The organism is Vibrio sp. Makdt (assembly GCF_027587015.1).
Taxonomy (GTDB): domain Bacteria; phylum Pseudomonadota; class Gammaproteobacteria; order Enterobacterales; family Vibrionaceae; genus Vibrio; species Vibrio chagasii_B.
On record NZ_JAPPTH010000005.1, the window covers coordinates 117,685 to 130,949 of the forward strand.

23 protein-coding genes are annotated in these 13,265 nt (G+C 40.7%); all 23 read right to left on the bottom strand.

The features are described 5' to 3' along the window. Nucleotides 1-21: 21 nt before the first annotated feature. The 23 genes from OH460_RS08095 to OH460_RS08205 all read right to left on the bottom strand — a co-directional run bounded on the left by OH460_RS08095 (nt 22) and on the right by OH460_RS08205 (nt 13,207). The gene (locus tag OH460_RS08095) at nt 22-765 is read right to left on the bottom strand and encodes a hypothetical protein (protein ID WP_269996473.1); all 744 of its coding nucleotides are present in this window, start codon (nt 763-765) and stop codon (nt 22-24) included. 93 nt (nt 766-858) lie between these two features. Continuing rightward, on the bottom strand, nt 859-1,419 hold the full coding sequence (locus OH460_RS08100) for a hypothetical protein (protein ID WP_269996475.1): 561 nt from the start codon (nt 1,417-1,419) through the stop codon (nt 859-861). A gap of 285 nt (nt 1,420-1,704) precedes the next feature. Next, the gene (locus OH460_RS08105) at nt 1,705-1,950 is read right to left on the bottom strand and encodes a hypothetical protein (protein ID WP_269996477.1); all 246 of its coding nucleotides are present in this window, start codon (nt 1,948-1,950) and stop codon (nt 1,705-1,707) included. 18 nt (nt 1,951-1,968) lie between these two features. Then, on the bottom strand, nt 1,969-2,184 hold the full coding sequence (locus tag OH460_RS08110; RefSeq protein WP_269996479.1) for a hypothetical protein: 216 nt from the start codon (nt 2,182-2,184) through the stop codon (nt 1,969-1,971). 181 nt (nt 2,185-2,365) lie between these two features. Then, entirely contained in the window at nt 2,366-2,785 is a 420-nt protein-coding gene (locus OH460_RS08115; RefSeq protein ID WP_269996481.1) for a hypothetical protein, read from the bottom strand. A 64-nt stretch (nt 2,786-2,849) separates the two neighbouring features. After that, complete coding sequence (locus tag OH460_RS08120; protein WP_269996483.1) at nt 2,850-3,104, bottom strand: hypothetical protein; 255 nt, start codon at nt 3,102-3,104, stop codon at nt 2,850-2,852. A gap of 84 nt (nt 3,105-3,188) precedes the next feature. Further along, nucleotides 3,189-3,443, bottom strand: coding sequence for a hypothetical protein (locus OH460_RS08125; protein ID WP_269996485.1), 255 nt, complete (start codon nt 3,441-3,443; stop codon nt 3,189-3,191). 13 nt (nt 3,444-3,456) lie between these two features. Continuing rightward, nucleotides 3,457-3,714 (bottom strand): hypothetical protein, encoded by a 258-nt coding sequence (locus OH460_RS08130; RefSeq protein ID WP_269996487.1) that lies wholly within the window; start codon nt 3,712-3,714, stop codon nt 3,457-3,459. Nucleotides 3,715-3,978: 264 nt separating this feature from the next. Beyond that, a complete protein-coding gene (locus OH460_RS08135) occupies nt 3,979-4,248 on the bottom strand; it encodes a hypothetical protein (protein WP_269996489.1) in 270 nt (89 codons plus the stop codon). 7 nt (nt 4,249-4,255) lie between these two features. After that, nucleotides 4,256-4,747 (bottom strand): hypothetical protein, encoded by a 492-nt coding sequence (locus OH460_RS08140; protein WP_269996491.1) that lies wholly within the window; start codon nt 4,745-4,747, stop codon nt 4,256-4,258. Nucleotides 4,748-4,757: 10 nt separating this feature from the next. Continuing rightward, nucleotides 4,758-5,180, bottom strand: a complete 423-nt coding sequence (locus OH460_RS08145; protein ID WP_269996492.1) for a hypothetical protein — start codon at nt 5,178-5,180, stop codon at nt 4,758-4,760. Nucleotides 5,181-5,195: 15 nt separating this feature from the next. Beyond that, nucleotides 5,196-5,531, bottom strand: a complete 336-nt coding sequence (locus OH460_RS08150) for a hypothetical protein (protein WP_269996494.1) — start codon at nt 5,529-5,531, stop codon at nt 5,196-5,198. A 10-nt stretch (nt 5,532-5,541) separates the two neighbouring features. Next, nucleotides 5,542-6,183 (bottom strand): hypothetical protein, encoded by a 642-nt coding sequence (locus tag OH460_RS08155; RefSeq protein WP_269996496.1) that lies wholly within the window; start codon nt 6,181-6,183, stop codon nt 5,542-5,544. Between the two features lie 256 nt (nt 6,184-6,439). After that, entirely contained in the window at nt 6,440-6,718 is a 279-nt protein-coding gene (locus OH460_RS08160) for a hypothetical protein (RefSeq protein ID WP_269996497.1), read from the bottom strand. 9 nt (nt 6,719-6,727) lie between these two features. Then, a complete protein-coding gene (locus OH460_RS08165; RefSeq protein WP_269996499.1) occupies nt 6,728-7,012 on the bottom strand; it encodes a hypothetical protein in 285 nt (94 codons plus the stop codon). A gap of 165 nt (nt 7,013-7,177) precedes the next feature. Next, nucleotides 7,178-7,453, bottom strand: a complete 276-nt coding sequence (locus OH460_RS08170; protein WP_269996501.1) for a hypothetical protein — start codon at nt 7,451-7,453, stop codon at nt 7,178-7,180. Nucleotides 7,454-7,598: 145 nt separating this feature from the next. After that, nucleotides 7,599-7,889, bottom strand: a complete 291-nt coding sequence (locus tag OH460_RS08175) for a helix-turn-helix domain-containing protein (RefSeq protein WP_269996503.1) — start codon at nt 7,887-7,889, stop codon at nt 7,599-7,601. A 7-nt stretch (nt 7,890-7,896) separates the two neighbouring features. Continuing rightward, the gene (locus OH460_RS08180; RefSeq protein ID WP_269996505.1) at nt 7,897-8,547 is read right to left on the bottom strand and encodes a hypothetical protein; all 651 of its coding nucleotides are present in this window, start codon (nt 8,545-8,547) and stop codon (nt 7,897-7,899) included. Between the two features lie 147 nt (nt 8,548-8,694). Next, nucleotides 8,695-9,006: a hypothetical protein gene (locus OH460_RS08185; protein WP_269996507.1), complete on the bottom strand. Its 312-nt coding sequence runs from the start codon at nt 9,004-9,006 to the stop codon at nt 8,695-8,697. A gap of 475 nt (nt 9,007-9,481) precedes the next feature. After that, a complete protein-coding gene (locus OH460_RS08190; RefSeq protein WP_269996509.1) occupies nt 9,482-10,246 on the bottom strand; it encodes a hypothetical protein in 765 nt (254 codons plus the stop codon). Between the two features lie 77 nt (nt 10,247-10,323). Then, a complete protein-coding gene (locus OH460_RS08195; protein WP_269996511.1) occupies nt 10,324-10,776 on the bottom strand; it encodes a hypothetical protein in 453 nt (150 codons plus the stop codon). Between the two features lie 59 nt (nt 10,777-10,835). Then, nucleotides 10,836-11,444, bottom strand: coding sequence for a hypothetical protein (locus OH460_RS08200; protein ID WP_269996513.1), 609 nt, complete (start codon nt 11,442-11,444; stop codon nt 10,836-10,838). Between the two features lie 83 nt (nt 11,445-11,527). After that, nucleotides 11,528-13,207 (bottom strand): phosphoadenosine phosphosulfate reductase domain-containing protein, encoded by a 1,680-nt coding sequence (locus tag OH460_RS08205; RefSeq protein WP_269996515.1) that lies wholly within the window; start codon nt 13,205-13,207, stop codon nt 11,528-11,530. Between the last annotated feature and the right edge of the window lie 58 nt (nt 13,208-13,265).

Genomic DNA, 13,265 nt, shown 5'->3' on the forward strand with positions numbered 1-13,265 from the left:
CATTGTAATTGAGTGTATGTACTAGATAGAATTAAAGGCTGAACAGCCTTCCCTATCGATGGCTGACTGTAGCCACTTGACATTGCGCTTGCGGTACGCCTTTTCTAAATCCAGTTGGTATGTGTTCATAAAATGAATCAGTGATTTGGGACTCGTATTGATAGAGCATTTGGTCGTAATCAAACTATCAACAAGGTACAACGTATTTTCATCTACATCACTCGACACAGCTGCCGCTTGATACATCAGATCTTTTTCTTTGTTGCCCGTATTCGGAGCATTAGCCAATAAGCTGAGTATGAACATCGCATCATCTGGAGATTCTTTGAGCATACTTTCGGCAAGCAATGCTTGGCCGTACTCGATGTTTGGAATTGCATTGATTATATCATCAACCGTACTATCTTCGCTTAATCCCCAAAACATCAGTTCATAAGCAGAGTTTGTATTCATTTCTGATTCCAGTCTTGCATATTCCTCAACTGACACTGGTGACTCTAAAGCTTTATTTAAGCTTGTGTTATCAACAACACCTGAGACAAAACTCTGAACTATGTAATGATCGCTTCCAGGTTCTTGGGGCTCTTGTTGCGGTACGGACTTAGCATTGAAATTGTTATGTGAATTTACCTTCTGTTTAGAGAAGGTATTGGCTTGCGCTGGTACTTGTTGTGCGGGCTCATTGACTTGTATATGGGCAATTAGTCCAATCAAAGCAAAGGCGGTGCAGTTCCCAAGCAAAAACCAAAGTATTGATGATTTCATGTTGTTTCCTATGTCGTATTAGTTATCAGGCTTCGGCAATCAGAGATATCCGTACCTTTATTGCGTAGCTTCGCATAGCTCTTACTATTCTCTTTAGGAAGAAATGAACTTTACAAGTTGTTGTTGAACCATCATTGCTTCTTCATTGGTGATATAACGCAAATACAATGTATCTTTCCCGTTAAATACTGGTACTCGGAAGTATTCGGCACCAGCTGAAGTTCGTTTTTCGACCGGGTAAATCGTTAGAGTGTTCTTCGTAGATGCAGTACCATTTATAATTAACGCATTACCTTGGAATTGATATTCATTCGACAACAGGGATATGTATTTCAGTGTTTCTGAAACACATCGCGCATCGTCGTTATTTTGAATTTTCTCACCATCGTTACCCCCATACCATGCGTTTTGTTCAAAAAAGTTGTTTGCATGGTTAGAACATCTTTCTTTATGAGATGCGTCAATTTCACTTCTACACTGAGAAAACTCATACCCACCGTCTTGCTCTCGGTCATATATATCAACCTCCCTACTGGTTGAAGCTAATAGCTCATCGCAATTTATCTTAGTACCAGCTTTATCCATCTCAACATAATCACTACACCCAGCAAGCGCGAAGGGTAATAGCAAAGATGTCATTAATCGCTTGCTCATCATAAGGTTCCAAATTTCCTATTCGTTGTGATGGTCATTTTTTGATGCCGACCTACCGTGTTCGTATTCCACTTTCTCCCATATTGCGGCCTTAGTTCCTGCAAGTAATACAATATAAAAAAGAGCAGGTAAACCAAGCACGAAACGTATGCTTTCAGACCATTCGTAGTGTGAGGCCAAGTACACCATCACCATACTTACAATCGATAAGAAGCTAACATCCTTTCAATATTCGGCTTCATTCGGGTTTTGCAATCAATCAAAACACTCATTCGATGTTTCCCACTACAAAGTTAATTGCGTCTTTTCGTTAAGTTCGCTGTTGTAGCGTGACTCAAACGGGATGTACTCAAGATCGTATTTACTAGCGATAGCTTTTGCGTCTCCTAGTGCCTCTGATAGATCATGGTAATTGTCATCATTTACAGGAGAGAACTGCTCACGTTCGTAAACAGTGACATTTGCGAGGTCAATGACGGTAACTTTCGACTTGTCGCCGCCTTGATTAGCAATGAAATAGATAAATTCCATAATTTATTTTTCCTATTACTAATGACAGCCTTGGCTGTCGGTTAGAGTTCTGTTCAATTGGTGATAATGTTGCATTTCTTTAGAACGTAAGCAGTGTTTGCAATCAATATGATCCATATTTCTTGTGACGCTATCTCGAACATAGCCACACGCTGTTTGGTGATCGTATTCGAACTGTGTTTGACCACTTTCTCTAGCATCTACGCCTGACACTTTTAGATGAGTTTTAGCCATGATTTTTCCTATTAGGTTGAAGGATGCGGATCACGCCCATTTATCTGATTGCCAAATGGCGATCGGTCAGGCTATCCGCTCTAAGCTGCATAGATTGCTACTCAGCAAATTGCTTCTGTTAAAGGCACTCAATCAAAGTTATTCAATGCCTTTTGCACAAGCTTGAATTTTCCAATGTTGGTTATTCCCAGATTTTGCGGAAATCGCTAGAGATAGTGTTAAACATACCCTCAGTGCTCCCATACTCACTTGAGGCGTTAGTTACTTGCTTTAGGTGCTCTAGCACTTTATCCACTGCCTCTGACCATTGAGATGTTCGGGATAGCTCTGTTTCAGGTAGTTCAGATAGTCGACTTTCTAATTCTTGTAAACCATCAGATAGATTGTCGCCTATAGCGATTGGCAGCCATTTTTGAGAAAGAATGAAGTCTGTAGCAGGGATCATGTCTAAGTCTCCCGCATCACTGGCATCCTCTATTTCCTCAAGCAAATAGCTGTTCGAGCAAATGCAGACCCATATACCCTTGCTATAGCGGTCATCCCAAGAGCGCAAACCAAAACCATGCTTGGTCATTAGTAAGTTTATTCGTTTAAAATCCATACCCAATTCCTATATCGTGACCGCCGGTTACGAGTCGAACCACCAGCTAAGTTTCCAATGTTGATTACAGTGCTTGAACGGGTTCTTCTAACCACTCAAATAAAAGAGCTTCATCCAATTCAGGAATAGGTACACCTCGTTTCATTACCAATCTGTAAATTGACTTGCATTCGCTGTCATGTTCGGACATTAAAGACTGTGCTTTACCCAAGGCATCTTTATCGGGTTTACTCGGTAATGCTTCGGACACCGCACTAGCCTGCGCTTTCAGACCTTTAAGTGCATTTGAATATCGTTGTCTTTCGCTTTTGGTTAACATCCTGATTTCCTTTTTCGTTAATCACGCTTCTGTTAAAGGCACTCTACGGTTTTGAAAGCACCTTTTGCACAAGCTTGAAATTTCCTATTCGTTGTGATGGTCATTTTTTGATGCCGACCTACCGTGTTCGTATTCCACTTTCTCCCATATTGCGGCCTTAGTTCCTGCAAGTATTACAATATAAAAAAGAGCAGGTAAACCAAGCACGAAACGTATGCTTTCAGACCATTCGTAGTGTGAGGCCAAGTACACCATCACCATACTTACAATCGATAAGGTTGCTAACATCCTTTCAATATTCGGCTTCATTCGGGTTTTGCAATCAATCAAAACACTCATTCGATGTTTCCTATTAGATGAACTCGAAGCGATTATTAGAAGAAACACCAATCTGTACACCCGCAAATGACCTAGTTTGTTTCACACCTAGTCGATTTGATTCAGTAAGGTATTCATCATAAATAAACTGAGGTACTTTCATTTCCTTGGCACGTGTTTTTGAGCGAATATTGTATTGGTTAAGATGCAATTCCAACACACCAGTAACACCTTTTGTCACTGTTTGCTCTGTTGTTGTGAGTAACCAGTTTGCTAAAAATTTTCTAAACATAAAGTTTCCTACTTGGACCTACCGAGGTTCATTGTGATAAAGAGGGCGCTAATTGCAATACAAATTATAGCAATGACAAGCCTTAGGATCAGCGCTCCATACGTTCCTGAGCTATAACCAAGGTCATTAGCAATTTGGTTCCCTACCCACATTGCAGAAGCAGATGGAAACATCAGTCCAACAAGGATGAGCCCTATAATTTGAAGGATTTCACGAAACTTTGTGTTCATCAAATTTATCATCGTCATTTTCATACTATCCAATTTAATTAATTAAACGCGGCACTATGAATAGTGCCATACCTATAAGACCTATAAAAATAGCGGGAAAATTAATGAATTTCTTATGTTCAAGTAGATATGTACTTATGCCCATCAAGGAAAAGCCGATCATTGCGCATGGCATCCAATAAGGGATTTCTTTTGAGCTCATCAGTACAAGAACGGCAAGTGCAAATGTTCCAAAACTAATAAGGATGAGTATCCATCCAATCAAGGAAGTTGGGTGCCAGGTGGCATTTGGTTGATATTTCATAAGTTTCCTATTTAAGAAGTTTGTGCGCTTCGGATGCGATTGCCGCACTCATTATTTGTGCGTATTGTAAATCCTCTCTAAATGAGTGATAAAAACCATCCACCGCCTCTTGCTCTGCTTTACTCAATGCGATGTCTTGATTGTCGAGCATGAACTTACTAATAACTATGCCTTTTTTAAGAAGATCTTCGTCACGCTTAAAGTGCTTTCGATTCATACATTCACCGAGGATTTCAGGCGAGTTGACCCTTTGAGATAGTCTGTCATGAGGTGCTAATAGTTTTGTTGCAACTTCTTTTAACAATTCAGTGTTGTCAGCTAAGAAATCGACAAATATTTTGATTTCGATGTTACGGCCTAGAAAATCCATCATCTTCTCAAATGACTGTAAGTACCTTAGATTCCAAGCTGCAAATGCATTGTGCGTTAGGCTATTCTCTGTGTTGTATGTACTCTCGAAAATTGTTGTTAACATCTGATTTTGTATATGCGTGGTCATTGTATAATTCCTATATAGCTTGGTTAGCGCAAATTGCAGTTAGGTTTGTTAAAACTACCCCATCAAGATAGTGCTCAACTTCGTGTACAAAATATTCAGTCTTGCCATCTACCAAGAGGTTGATATTAGCCGTTACTTTGTAATGGCCATCATGTGAAACACCTTCAACCTTATATCCACCAAGGATAAGGTGTGTTTTGTTTAGTTGTAACGGAGTGCCATAAACTGTTGCGGCATATCCATTTCCACCATCGACTGTTTCAAGTGCGAATAATTTGACATTTGGCGATGCAGAACACGATGGAGCATTATCAGTGATTCTCTTTAGTGCATCGTAATCAGTTGCTTGCTCGCTACCATCGAAAGGCTGATTAAAACAACCGAATAGGAATAGCGAACCCAATGAAACTATTAATGGAATAGCTTTTTTCATAGTGGATGTTTCCCATTACTCTAATTCGTCCAATGCATCGAAGATCTGCTTCGCTGTTATCGTGATTTCTACGTGGTCAAACGAACCCTTATAATCATATGATGCTCTTACGCGATTATGCGAAGTGTTGGCATCATACAGTTCGATATGGGTACCTATCTTTGGTAGTAGAAACTTTTCCACAACCACCTTTAAGATCTCTTGTTGAGATGGCATTTCCATTTGTTCCGCGAGAGCTAGGTCTTCAAAAATAGCGCCATCTTGAAAACCAAAACGTTCGAACAAATCTGCGCTATCTAAAGTCCATGATTTATTAGCCCACTGAGCACGAGGATCATAATTCTCAATCATATTCAGTTTCCTATGACCCATTTCTTGTTATATATTTGCTTGCTGTAGCTCTTGAGTAGCCTTGAGCAAGCATTAGCATGCGTATAGATTCTTCTCTTTGCTTAAGGTCGGGCGACTCAAAATACTTATATGTAGTTGGGCGTGTTTTACGTTCGAGCCACTTCCGCACATTGGTTGAATTGTGGTTAGGGAGCGTAGCAAAAAAAGCAGCTTCTTCTTTCAATTCAGGATTGGCTTTTTTAAAGTATTCCACTCCGATCAATGCCGCATCATTGGCTATAGCAATATCACACAAAAGATTACGAGCGGCTTTGACCCCTTCATCGTCACGCTCTTTTATGCATAACTCTAAACCCGCTTGCCCATAACTTACTGCTTTTTCAGGATTCCCAGTTTGTAGGTACATTCGACCAATGTAACCATAAAACGTATAAAGAAAATCAAGGCTACCGATCTCCTTCTCAAAGCAGAGCAAATCTTCCAAAAGCTTCGTGTTTTCATCAATATTGAAATTTGGATCGTCAAAGCCACGAAAGGCTGCACATATATTGAAAAATCGAGATGCCAGCTCATGTCCATTCTCGATTTGCTGACTCAGTATGCCTTCCTTAACTGCATTGATATGACTATATAGTTTTTGTATTTCATCCATGCGATTGCCCTTTACTTATTGGTCTGGAAGAAGTTTGTAAACCTTGAGCATCAAGGCCACCAGCTCTTTTCCAGAGATTTGTGATTTCCGTATTAATCAAGCTAATTCGCTGTGGAAAGTCTTGGTTTTGTCTCTGACTTTCCAGAGTGGACTAGCGCCGTGCCGGTTACTTAAACCGCTGATAACGAAAGCAAGCGGCGCTGTCGTTACCAACAATTTCCATAAAAAGATCTAAACGGTAATTCAATTTTTCCCATTACTGCTTTGTAAACATAGAACGGATTTTATCTACTTCCGCCCCACCAGTTTCAACCTCGGGCTTTAGGCCAAGCATACTCACAAGATCGACCCACTGCTGAGAATCTAGTTCATCACCCATAGCATCCATATCGTCTTTATTTTCGGCAGGAACAGTCATAACCAAGTAAAACTCGTCATCTTCATCACCAATGACATCTTCCACGTATATTCGCTGACCACTTTCAGAAACGTAAGTTGTTTCTGGTGTAGGTCGTTTTTCGATTAAGTTGCTCATTTAGCATCTCTACTTAGATTGAATAGCTTCGATAAACGTTAAACGCCATTGAGTTAAAGCTTTAGTTGGAGCGACATAAGGCTCTCCATCTTCCGTTTGCCCTGCAATTTGCAATGCTTGTTTCCTACTCTGTATTTTTGGTTGGAGCGGTTGAGAATCGAACTCAACTTCATGGCCGTAATCAGCTACGCGGCTGACCGTCACCAACACCATGCCTGCCCTCGGACTCGAACCGAGCTTCCACCAGACACTCCATAAATTTAATGTACATCTTCTATCTTTCTTTCCAAACATAAGTGCGGATTTTCCAATATTAGTTAGTAGCTTGATGCGGTGGTTGTATATTAGATATTGCCCCCCAAGCACAGAGGCGACGCCAGCTACAAATGCAATTCCTGGGATCACTATCATTCAATCTAATAAGTACCGGCTTACCGTTGCTTGGTAGTGTCTTTAGGGCTATTCCAATTCAATGAATTGCATTGATAATCGCTCACCTTCCTCGGCGTACAGTTCATCAATCACCTTTTTGTTTTCTTCAATGTTGGTGTCTATCATCAATAAATGAGAAATAAGGTGTTTAACAGTTTCTTCATTGGAGTTTTCCGTGATACGAGATAACTTTATTCCTGATGGTCTAAAATGTTTTGCTACCTTAATTAGTACCTGTAGTTCTTTTTTTACAATTAAAATATCATCTGCGGTTGGTGAGGTCATACCTAGACTATTTTTCATACGCATCCTTAATGTGTTTGCTTTCATAATTATGTCAAAGACATTTAATTTCATGGTTAAAAGGCACTAAATTCAAGATAATCAATGCCTTTTGCACAAGATCGATGTTTCCTAAGCCGACCTAATGGCATGTTTTATTAACTACTCATTCCATTTCACATGGATACGATAGCACGTTACAGGCGTGCGTAAAGTTGTTTTTTATCCAATCTCTATTAACTGCACCCCAATCTTCAATTCGATATTCACCGCGATTAAATTGTTCGACTTTAATCTCAATTTCGTGAAGCGCTTTGATCGTGTCCTGCGCTGTTCTTCGCGGCATACCAGTCACATCCATCACTAGCGGTACTGTATTTTTGCCCGTATCAATTAAGTAAGCCACTAGTAGCCGCCTTAGAAAAGAGGTTTGGGTTTTGCTTGGTTTCTCAGTCATAACAATCTCAAATAATGGGGTTAGCGAGCAGGTCTGAAACAGTTTCTTGTTGATTGAACCAGTGGTATGTATCGGAGCATCGCCATTTCATAGTTTTTGCCATATAAGGCATGATGTTGGCAAGGTTCTGGTTGTTGAACACAGGCTCATGATGACCACAACGATTCCTAAATTTCCTGATGACATAGCACGCATCTTTAAGTTGTTTCCTTAGCTCTGGTGCTGTAATAGTTTTAGGTGCGTTAGGAAATACATCGTTGATATATGGCTTCCAAATGCGCCCGTCGTGGCGTTTGGTTAGAATGTTCTCAAAGAATACAAATTTAAGTTCAGGCAATAGTTTACCTACACCGTTATACCCATCTGAAAGCGCTTGATTCAATGTGTGTTTGTCTTGGCTATTGAGTGAATTTACGAATACAGCATTTGTAGGCCAGTCTTGCCCATATCGCTTTGATAGGGCTTCGGAGATCGCATTACGTAGTGCAACTTCGTAGATATGTAATGGAAAGAAAAATCTTGAGGCCAACTGAGCATTCCACTCATAGAGTTGAAGCGCGTTAATTGGACAGTCAGCCCCTTGAGCTGCAATAATGGCATTTCGGTATGTAGAAAACCGACTCACCGACAGAGTTTGTTCAATAGCATTGTGAGGCATTGAAGTTCCTTGAATATCGTTGGTTATTGACCTGCTGGGCAAAATGGCCTAGTATACGTCTTGAGAGCTTTGGATATCCCTGTTTCGACAGCCCACCAAAGACATATGATAAAGAGAAGACCTGCCATCGTGCAGGTTTTTTCGTTTCTAGGGTACAGCAATGTATTTAAACGTCTGCAAACCTAAACGTTTAGCATTCACCCTCGCTGCCGCCTTATTAATGAACGGGTAAACATCATGCGCAGCTAAGCGGTGTAGCGACTCATCTACAGAGTACACCAGCCAAACGTTTCCAGTACAAGGTGGTGTTCCACCGACTTGCGTGTGAGTTAGCTTGCCACTCTCATCAATGGATGAAATTAATTTAGTTTCAACGTAGTTCAATTCGACTTCTACAGTTGAACCATCAGCTTTATAGAATTTGGGTATGCGATGCCCGGTTGTCAGTAAATATCTCATAACCTATCTCTAGTCTCGAAATGTCCATTGACGAACTTTCTTCATTCGGTCTATTCGAGCTTCTTTTGCCCGTTCTCTTTTGTTCCACCATTGTACTAGCGGGGAGGCACGGCTGTCATCCAACGAATATAGGGTTTATTGAAAGGCACGGCTTACGAACCTTTGAATAAACCCTACCATTTTCTGCTACAGCAGGAAAAGGTAGTGGTTTGGATTTTGTTAAGTGTCAATTGAAGAAGCAAGTTCATCAATCCATTCTTGAAGTGCATTTTTTCGAGTAGCAATTGCTTCGTTCTCTGTAACTGAGATCTAGACCAAAAAAAAACCACTCTTCCTGGATAGGAGTGAGTGGTTTTAAGGGTTATTACAAAGTAAAACTAAGTCTAACCATTGTTCAATATGAATTGGTTTGAGCTGCAGCCTTTGTATTTTTTAGTTTTCGACTAGTTCTTTGGGTGCTGGTGGTATTCCATCATTATTCAATTGAACTTTTCGAAGGGTTGTTGATCTTAGTTTTAAATATAAGGTCAATATCAGTCCAAAAAGGACTTGGCAGGTACGTTTCGGTTAGGTTGATGCCATTAGCTTCCAACCATTCTCCCTGACTCTGCAGATACTGAGCTGTGTTGATTTTATCATCGCCCTCACATTGGCGTGCAGCAGCAATAAACAAATAATTGAATGAATCAATGATTCTGTCTTTTCGCTGATGTCCGTCAAGATCAAGCTTAGAATTTTCCATTTCAACTAGGGCCTCTTCTAAACGACATTTAAGAAGCGGTCGAGGCAAGCGAGGTTGCACCCATCCATTGGCTACAATAACACGAGCCAAAAAATCCAAATCCTCATACAACTTGATTTTAAACTTGTTGGCTTGATAGATAATGACTAAATAGCCTTTATCTGATTCCAGCTTCTCAATAATAACTCCACTACAATCTTTTTGACCTTTCTTCACTATGTATGCGGGAAACTGCGTAAGCATACGTCTCCCGTAAGCTGTGTTTAGAGAATTTCGGTATAGTGTAGTGATCTCTTCCCATGCTTGGCTAGATACAGCAAACTCACCAAAACTAGTTACCAATTCATAGAAGGGTAGACTTTTAATAAACTGGTGTATTTCTAGTTGATTTACAGATGGTTCGTTATCTTCCCAAGGATTAATGAAATCTTGAGTATATTGTGATGCCGGTGTTATTTGTAGGTATGCTTTTAGATTAAGAAAACCTAAGTGTTTCATGAGTAGCTCCTTTTTCTCGCTTATGGCACTACTCTCCCGTCTCGGGAAAGTAATGCCCGAGCAGGGTAGAAAATTAATTAGTTTGTAGGGATGATCAGGGTTGAAGTATCTTTAGGTACGCCATGTATATCAGAACCATCAAATCCCAGAGTTATGTGGAAATCTTTAGCGGGTAAATGAGCTAACAAGCGCAACTGGGTTAATTCTTCACTTTCAACAATCGAGTAATACGCAGCGTTAGCCCCACTTGAAGCTTTGCCTATACCGATCTTTTCGAAACTAATAGAGGAGCCAATCATTGAGTTCATCATGTGATCGCTAATTTGGTCTAGTTCGTGGCCGTACATTACGGTGATGTGATATTCATCCCCATCGCGTAGTTGCTTATTCTCTACAACATGGCCAAATACATCTCTACCAAGAAATGACTTCAGATAATCAAGCTCAATTGACATATCATCGTTTCCTAGAGCACAAGAAATGTAGCGTGTACCGCTCTTACCTAGTTTTAATTCGACTATTGATTTCATTAACCTACCAACTCCATATAAGTAAAGCACCGCAACAATGTGTTCAACATGACAACCCCCTAATAAAGTTCAGCGAATTCGCGTTGAACATGATTTAGGTTACGATCACGCTTAAATCCATCATCAGGATGTAAACCCTCACTAAGCCATCCAGCTACAGTAACCCCTCTATCCCATCGTAAAGTACCTGATATTGCTTCTAGAGCGCCTTCAGAGTGCTTGTAGTGACCACTAGCGAGCTCGATTAAAGCTTCTGTACGATCATTAAATACACTATGTGATAGTGGGCCACCTTCGGTGTAGTATGAAATACGATACTCACCTTCGTCACTTGGCTCCGGTAAAAACGTTGCTACTCTCCCACTTTCGGATTTACATTCGAAATAACCAGCCGGGTATTCCTCAACTATAAATGACGATAGGCAGAAGTTTTCGTAACGCGTTGTATATCGATACCAAGCAGTTGCGGCTATTTGAATAAGATCGCTGTCCAGCGAGTGTTTATCCTCGCAGAAACGTTTCCTAAACAGACGGTTTGCACTTAGCCATTTAAAAAAACCAGCCTCACTAGCACCATATTGATGGTGGTAGTAGAAATAGTCTTTTTCTGGTTCTAAGCAGGATTCCTTTTTGTAGTCTCTAAACTTGATTGGGGTTTTTAAGTCCATTTGTAGCTCCTAATTTCTATCTATAGGGCTACAAGTAGCCATGGGCTAAGGTAGCCCATGTGGGTTGGTTGATTAAGTTTAAGTTAAATGGAGCATATCGCACATCTTACAGTGCTGATGTCCTCGTCATAAGAATCGTAAAATGATTCGCTAATCGGTTTTGGCAAATAGTGACCAATGCCGACGATATTGCCAAGGTCTGGGCATCCGTCTTCAGCGTATTTCTCAAGAAAATACTCAGCATCTTCACGAATTCGCCCCTTTTTGCCTTGTTCAATTACCTTATAATGAACTGCGTATTCGCATGCACGTTCGATTGCTCGAATAGTATGTGAAACTTCAGCCCACGATCGACCACTTGCCCAGGTGTATGTATCTTTACCATAAGCAATTCGAGGAATTACCCCTGACGGGAATTTGATCGCAAGAACGCTCAAATGTGATTGATTGTTATAATCATCTTCATCGTGAAAGTTAGAACGAGAAGCCATTTGACGGTGGTAATGGTAACCTGAAAGACTTCGAGACAAGCCACCAAGAGTACGACTAAATGTGACCAACCGTTGGTCCCACACTCCATTGTAGCTATTATCGAACATACTTAGGGTTTCATGCTTGTAACACTCAACGCCTACATACAGAGTTACTTCTTCTTCGAAGATTTCTGATTCGTCAGGTTTTTCAACCTTACCATCATCAGTACCAGACTCAGGAACTGTTAATGCTGCTGCAAACATGTCTATTTGGTCTTCATGTATTGCTTTAGCTTTTCTCTTTTTCATTGGAGCTTTATCAGTTTTTCTAAAGTCCCAATTAACAGTCCCAACTTTATCCATTCTGTTTTCGTTTCCGAACACATCAGTCTGCAAGAATGAAGATTTGCCAGATGTGATCAGCTTACTGAATGGAAATTGCGCGTAGTATCCACGAGCCGGTGTTTTAAGTCGATCCGAAGTAAGTCGTTCAAGTACATGGTCAGCAACTTTCTCCTTACTCATGCCCTCTTCAAACGACTTTGGACTCCATACATTTAGTGATACAAGTTCCTGTTTTGACATGAAAAAACACCATTGGCAACCACTGCGACTTCTCCCTTGAAGGTACGCGGCATTCATAAGCCCGAGAATCGAGGCAACAGAACAAACTGCCGCTCTTTCTACTCGTTGGTCTACAAATGGAAATGATGAAGTTACGCCCTCGACACCGAATACACCGGCACGTTCACGCTCATCATAACGAACACCGGAGAAGCCAATGATTCGCTTACCTTTTGAGAGAAATTGTTCTTTCAAAAACTTCTCCCATGGGTCAATTTTTAAGCGCTTTGTACACCAACGGCTACGTGCCGAAGGAAGAAACCCACCGTTCTCCTCTATTACTCCAGCTAAAGTTTCTTCATTTAAACGAACCACTTCAATACCAAACAGTTCTTCTAGTCGATCCAGAATATCTTCACAAGACTTGGGTTCGTTACCTGTATCTGTAAAGAGAAATGTCATACGACGGTCTCTGATTGCAACTTGGTGCTTTGCCGCTAACGCTGCCGCTAAGGCACTGCTGTCGACCCCTCCTGAAATTCCAACAAGATAGTGAACGGTTGGGTCATCATAGTCGGGAAGTTCAAAAGACCATCCTGGCATATATTTATCGACAACATCATTGGCCATAGTAAAGTTCGAAATATCGACAGTCTCAATGGTCGATGAAGTTGGTTGTTTTACTTCTTCAAAGTATTTTGAAAGTGGGGAAAGTTGTACGCCCATATTGTAGCTCCTTTAAGGGTTTTGATAGAGAGCTACACCGCGAGGGTAATAGCCCTCG

Excerpts from the sequence above, each read along its gene's own strand:
- OH460_RS08095 (WP_269996473.1), bottom strand. The coding sequence starts at position 765 with ATGAAATCATCAATACTTTGGTTTTTGCTTGGGAACTGCACCGCCTTT.
- OH460_RS08100 (WP_269996475.1), bottom strand. The coding sequence starts at position 1,419 with ATGAGCAAGCGATTAATGACATCTTTGCTATTACCCTTCGCGCTTGCT.
- OH460_RS08105 (WP_269996477.1), bottom strand. The coding sequence starts at position 1,950 with ATGGAATTTATCTATTTCATTGCTAATCAAGGCGGCGACAAGTCGAAA.
- OH460_RS08110 (WP_269996479.1), bottom strand. The coding sequence starts at position 2,184 with ATGGCTAAAACTCATCTAAAAGTGTCAGGCGTAGATGCTAGAGAAAGT.
- OH460_RS08115 (WP_269996481.1), bottom strand. The coding sequence starts at position 2,785 with ATGGATTTTAAACGAATAAACTTACTAATGACCAAGCATGGTTTTGGT.
- OH460_RS08120 (WP_269996483.1), bottom strand. The coding sequence starts at position 3,104 with ATGTTAACCAAAAGCGAAAGACAACGATATTCAAATGCACTTAAAGGT.
- OH460_RS08125 (WP_269996485.1), bottom strand. The coding sequence starts at position 3,443 with ATGAGTGTTTTGATTGATTGCAAAACCCGAATGAAGCCGAATATTGAA.
- OH460_RS08130 (WP_269996487.1), bottom strand. The coding sequence starts at position 3,714 with ATGTTTAGAAAATTTTTAGCAAACTGGTTACTCACAACAACAGAGCAA.
- OH460_RS08135 (WP_269996489.1), bottom strand. The coding sequence starts at position 4,248 with ATGAAATATCAACCAAATGCCACCTGGCACCCAACTTCCTTGATTGGA.
- OH460_RS08140 (WP_269996491.1), bottom strand. The coding sequence starts at position 4,747 with ATGACCACGCATATACAAAATCAGATGTTAACAACAATTTTCGAGAGT.
- OH460_RS08145 (WP_269996492.1), bottom strand. The coding sequence starts at position 5,180 with ATGAAAAAAGCTATTCCATTAATAGTTTCATTGGGTTCGCTATTCCTA.
- OH460_RS08150 (WP_269996494.1), bottom strand. The coding sequence starts at position 5,531 with ATGATTGAGAATTATGATCCTCGTGCTCAGTGGGCTAATAAATCATGG.
- OH460_RS08155 (WP_269996496.1), bottom strand. The coding sequence starts at position 6,183 with ATGGATGAAATACAAAAACTATATAGTCATATCAATGCAGTTAAGGAA.
- OH460_RS08160 (WP_269996497.1), bottom strand. The coding sequence starts at position 6,718 with ATGAGCAACTTAATCGAAAAACGACCTACACCAGAAACAACTTACGTT.
- OH460_RS08165 (WP_269996499.1), bottom strand. The coding sequence starts at position 7,012 with ATGTTTGGAAAGAAAGATAGAAGATGTACATTAAATTTATGGAGTGTC.
- OH460_RS08170 (WP_269996501.1), bottom strand. The coding sequence starts at position 7,453 with ATGAAAAATAGTCTAGGTATGACCTCACCAACCGCAGATGATATTTTA.
- OH460_RS08175 (WP_269996503.1), bottom strand. The coding sequence starts at position 7,889 with ATGACTGAGAAACCAAGCAAAACCCAAACCTCTTTTCTAAGGCGGCTA.
- OH460_RS08180 (WP_269996505.1), bottom strand. The coding sequence starts at position 8,547 with ATGCCTCACAATGCTATTGAACAAACTCTGTCGGTGAGTCGGTTTTCT.
- OH460_RS08185 (WP_269996507.1), bottom strand. The coding sequence starts at position 9,006 with ATGAGATATTTACTGACAACCGGGCATCGCATACCCAAATTCTATAAA.
- OH460_RS08190 (WP_269996509.1), bottom strand. The coding sequence starts at position 10,246 with ATGAAACACTTAGGTTTTCTTAATCTAAAAGCATACCTACAAATAACA.
- OH460_RS08195 (WP_269996511.1), bottom strand. The coding sequence starts at position 10,776 with ATGAAATCAATAGTCGAATTAAAACTAGGTAAGAGCGGTACACGCTAC.
- OH460_RS08200 (WP_269996513.1), bottom strand. The coding sequence starts at position 11,444 with ATGGACTTAAAAACCCCAATCAAGTTTAGAGACTACAAAAAGGAATCC.
- OH460_RS08205 (WP_269996515.1), bottom strand. The coding sequence starts at position 13,207 with ATGGGCGTACAACTTTCCCCACTTTCAAAATACTTTGAAGAAGTAAAA.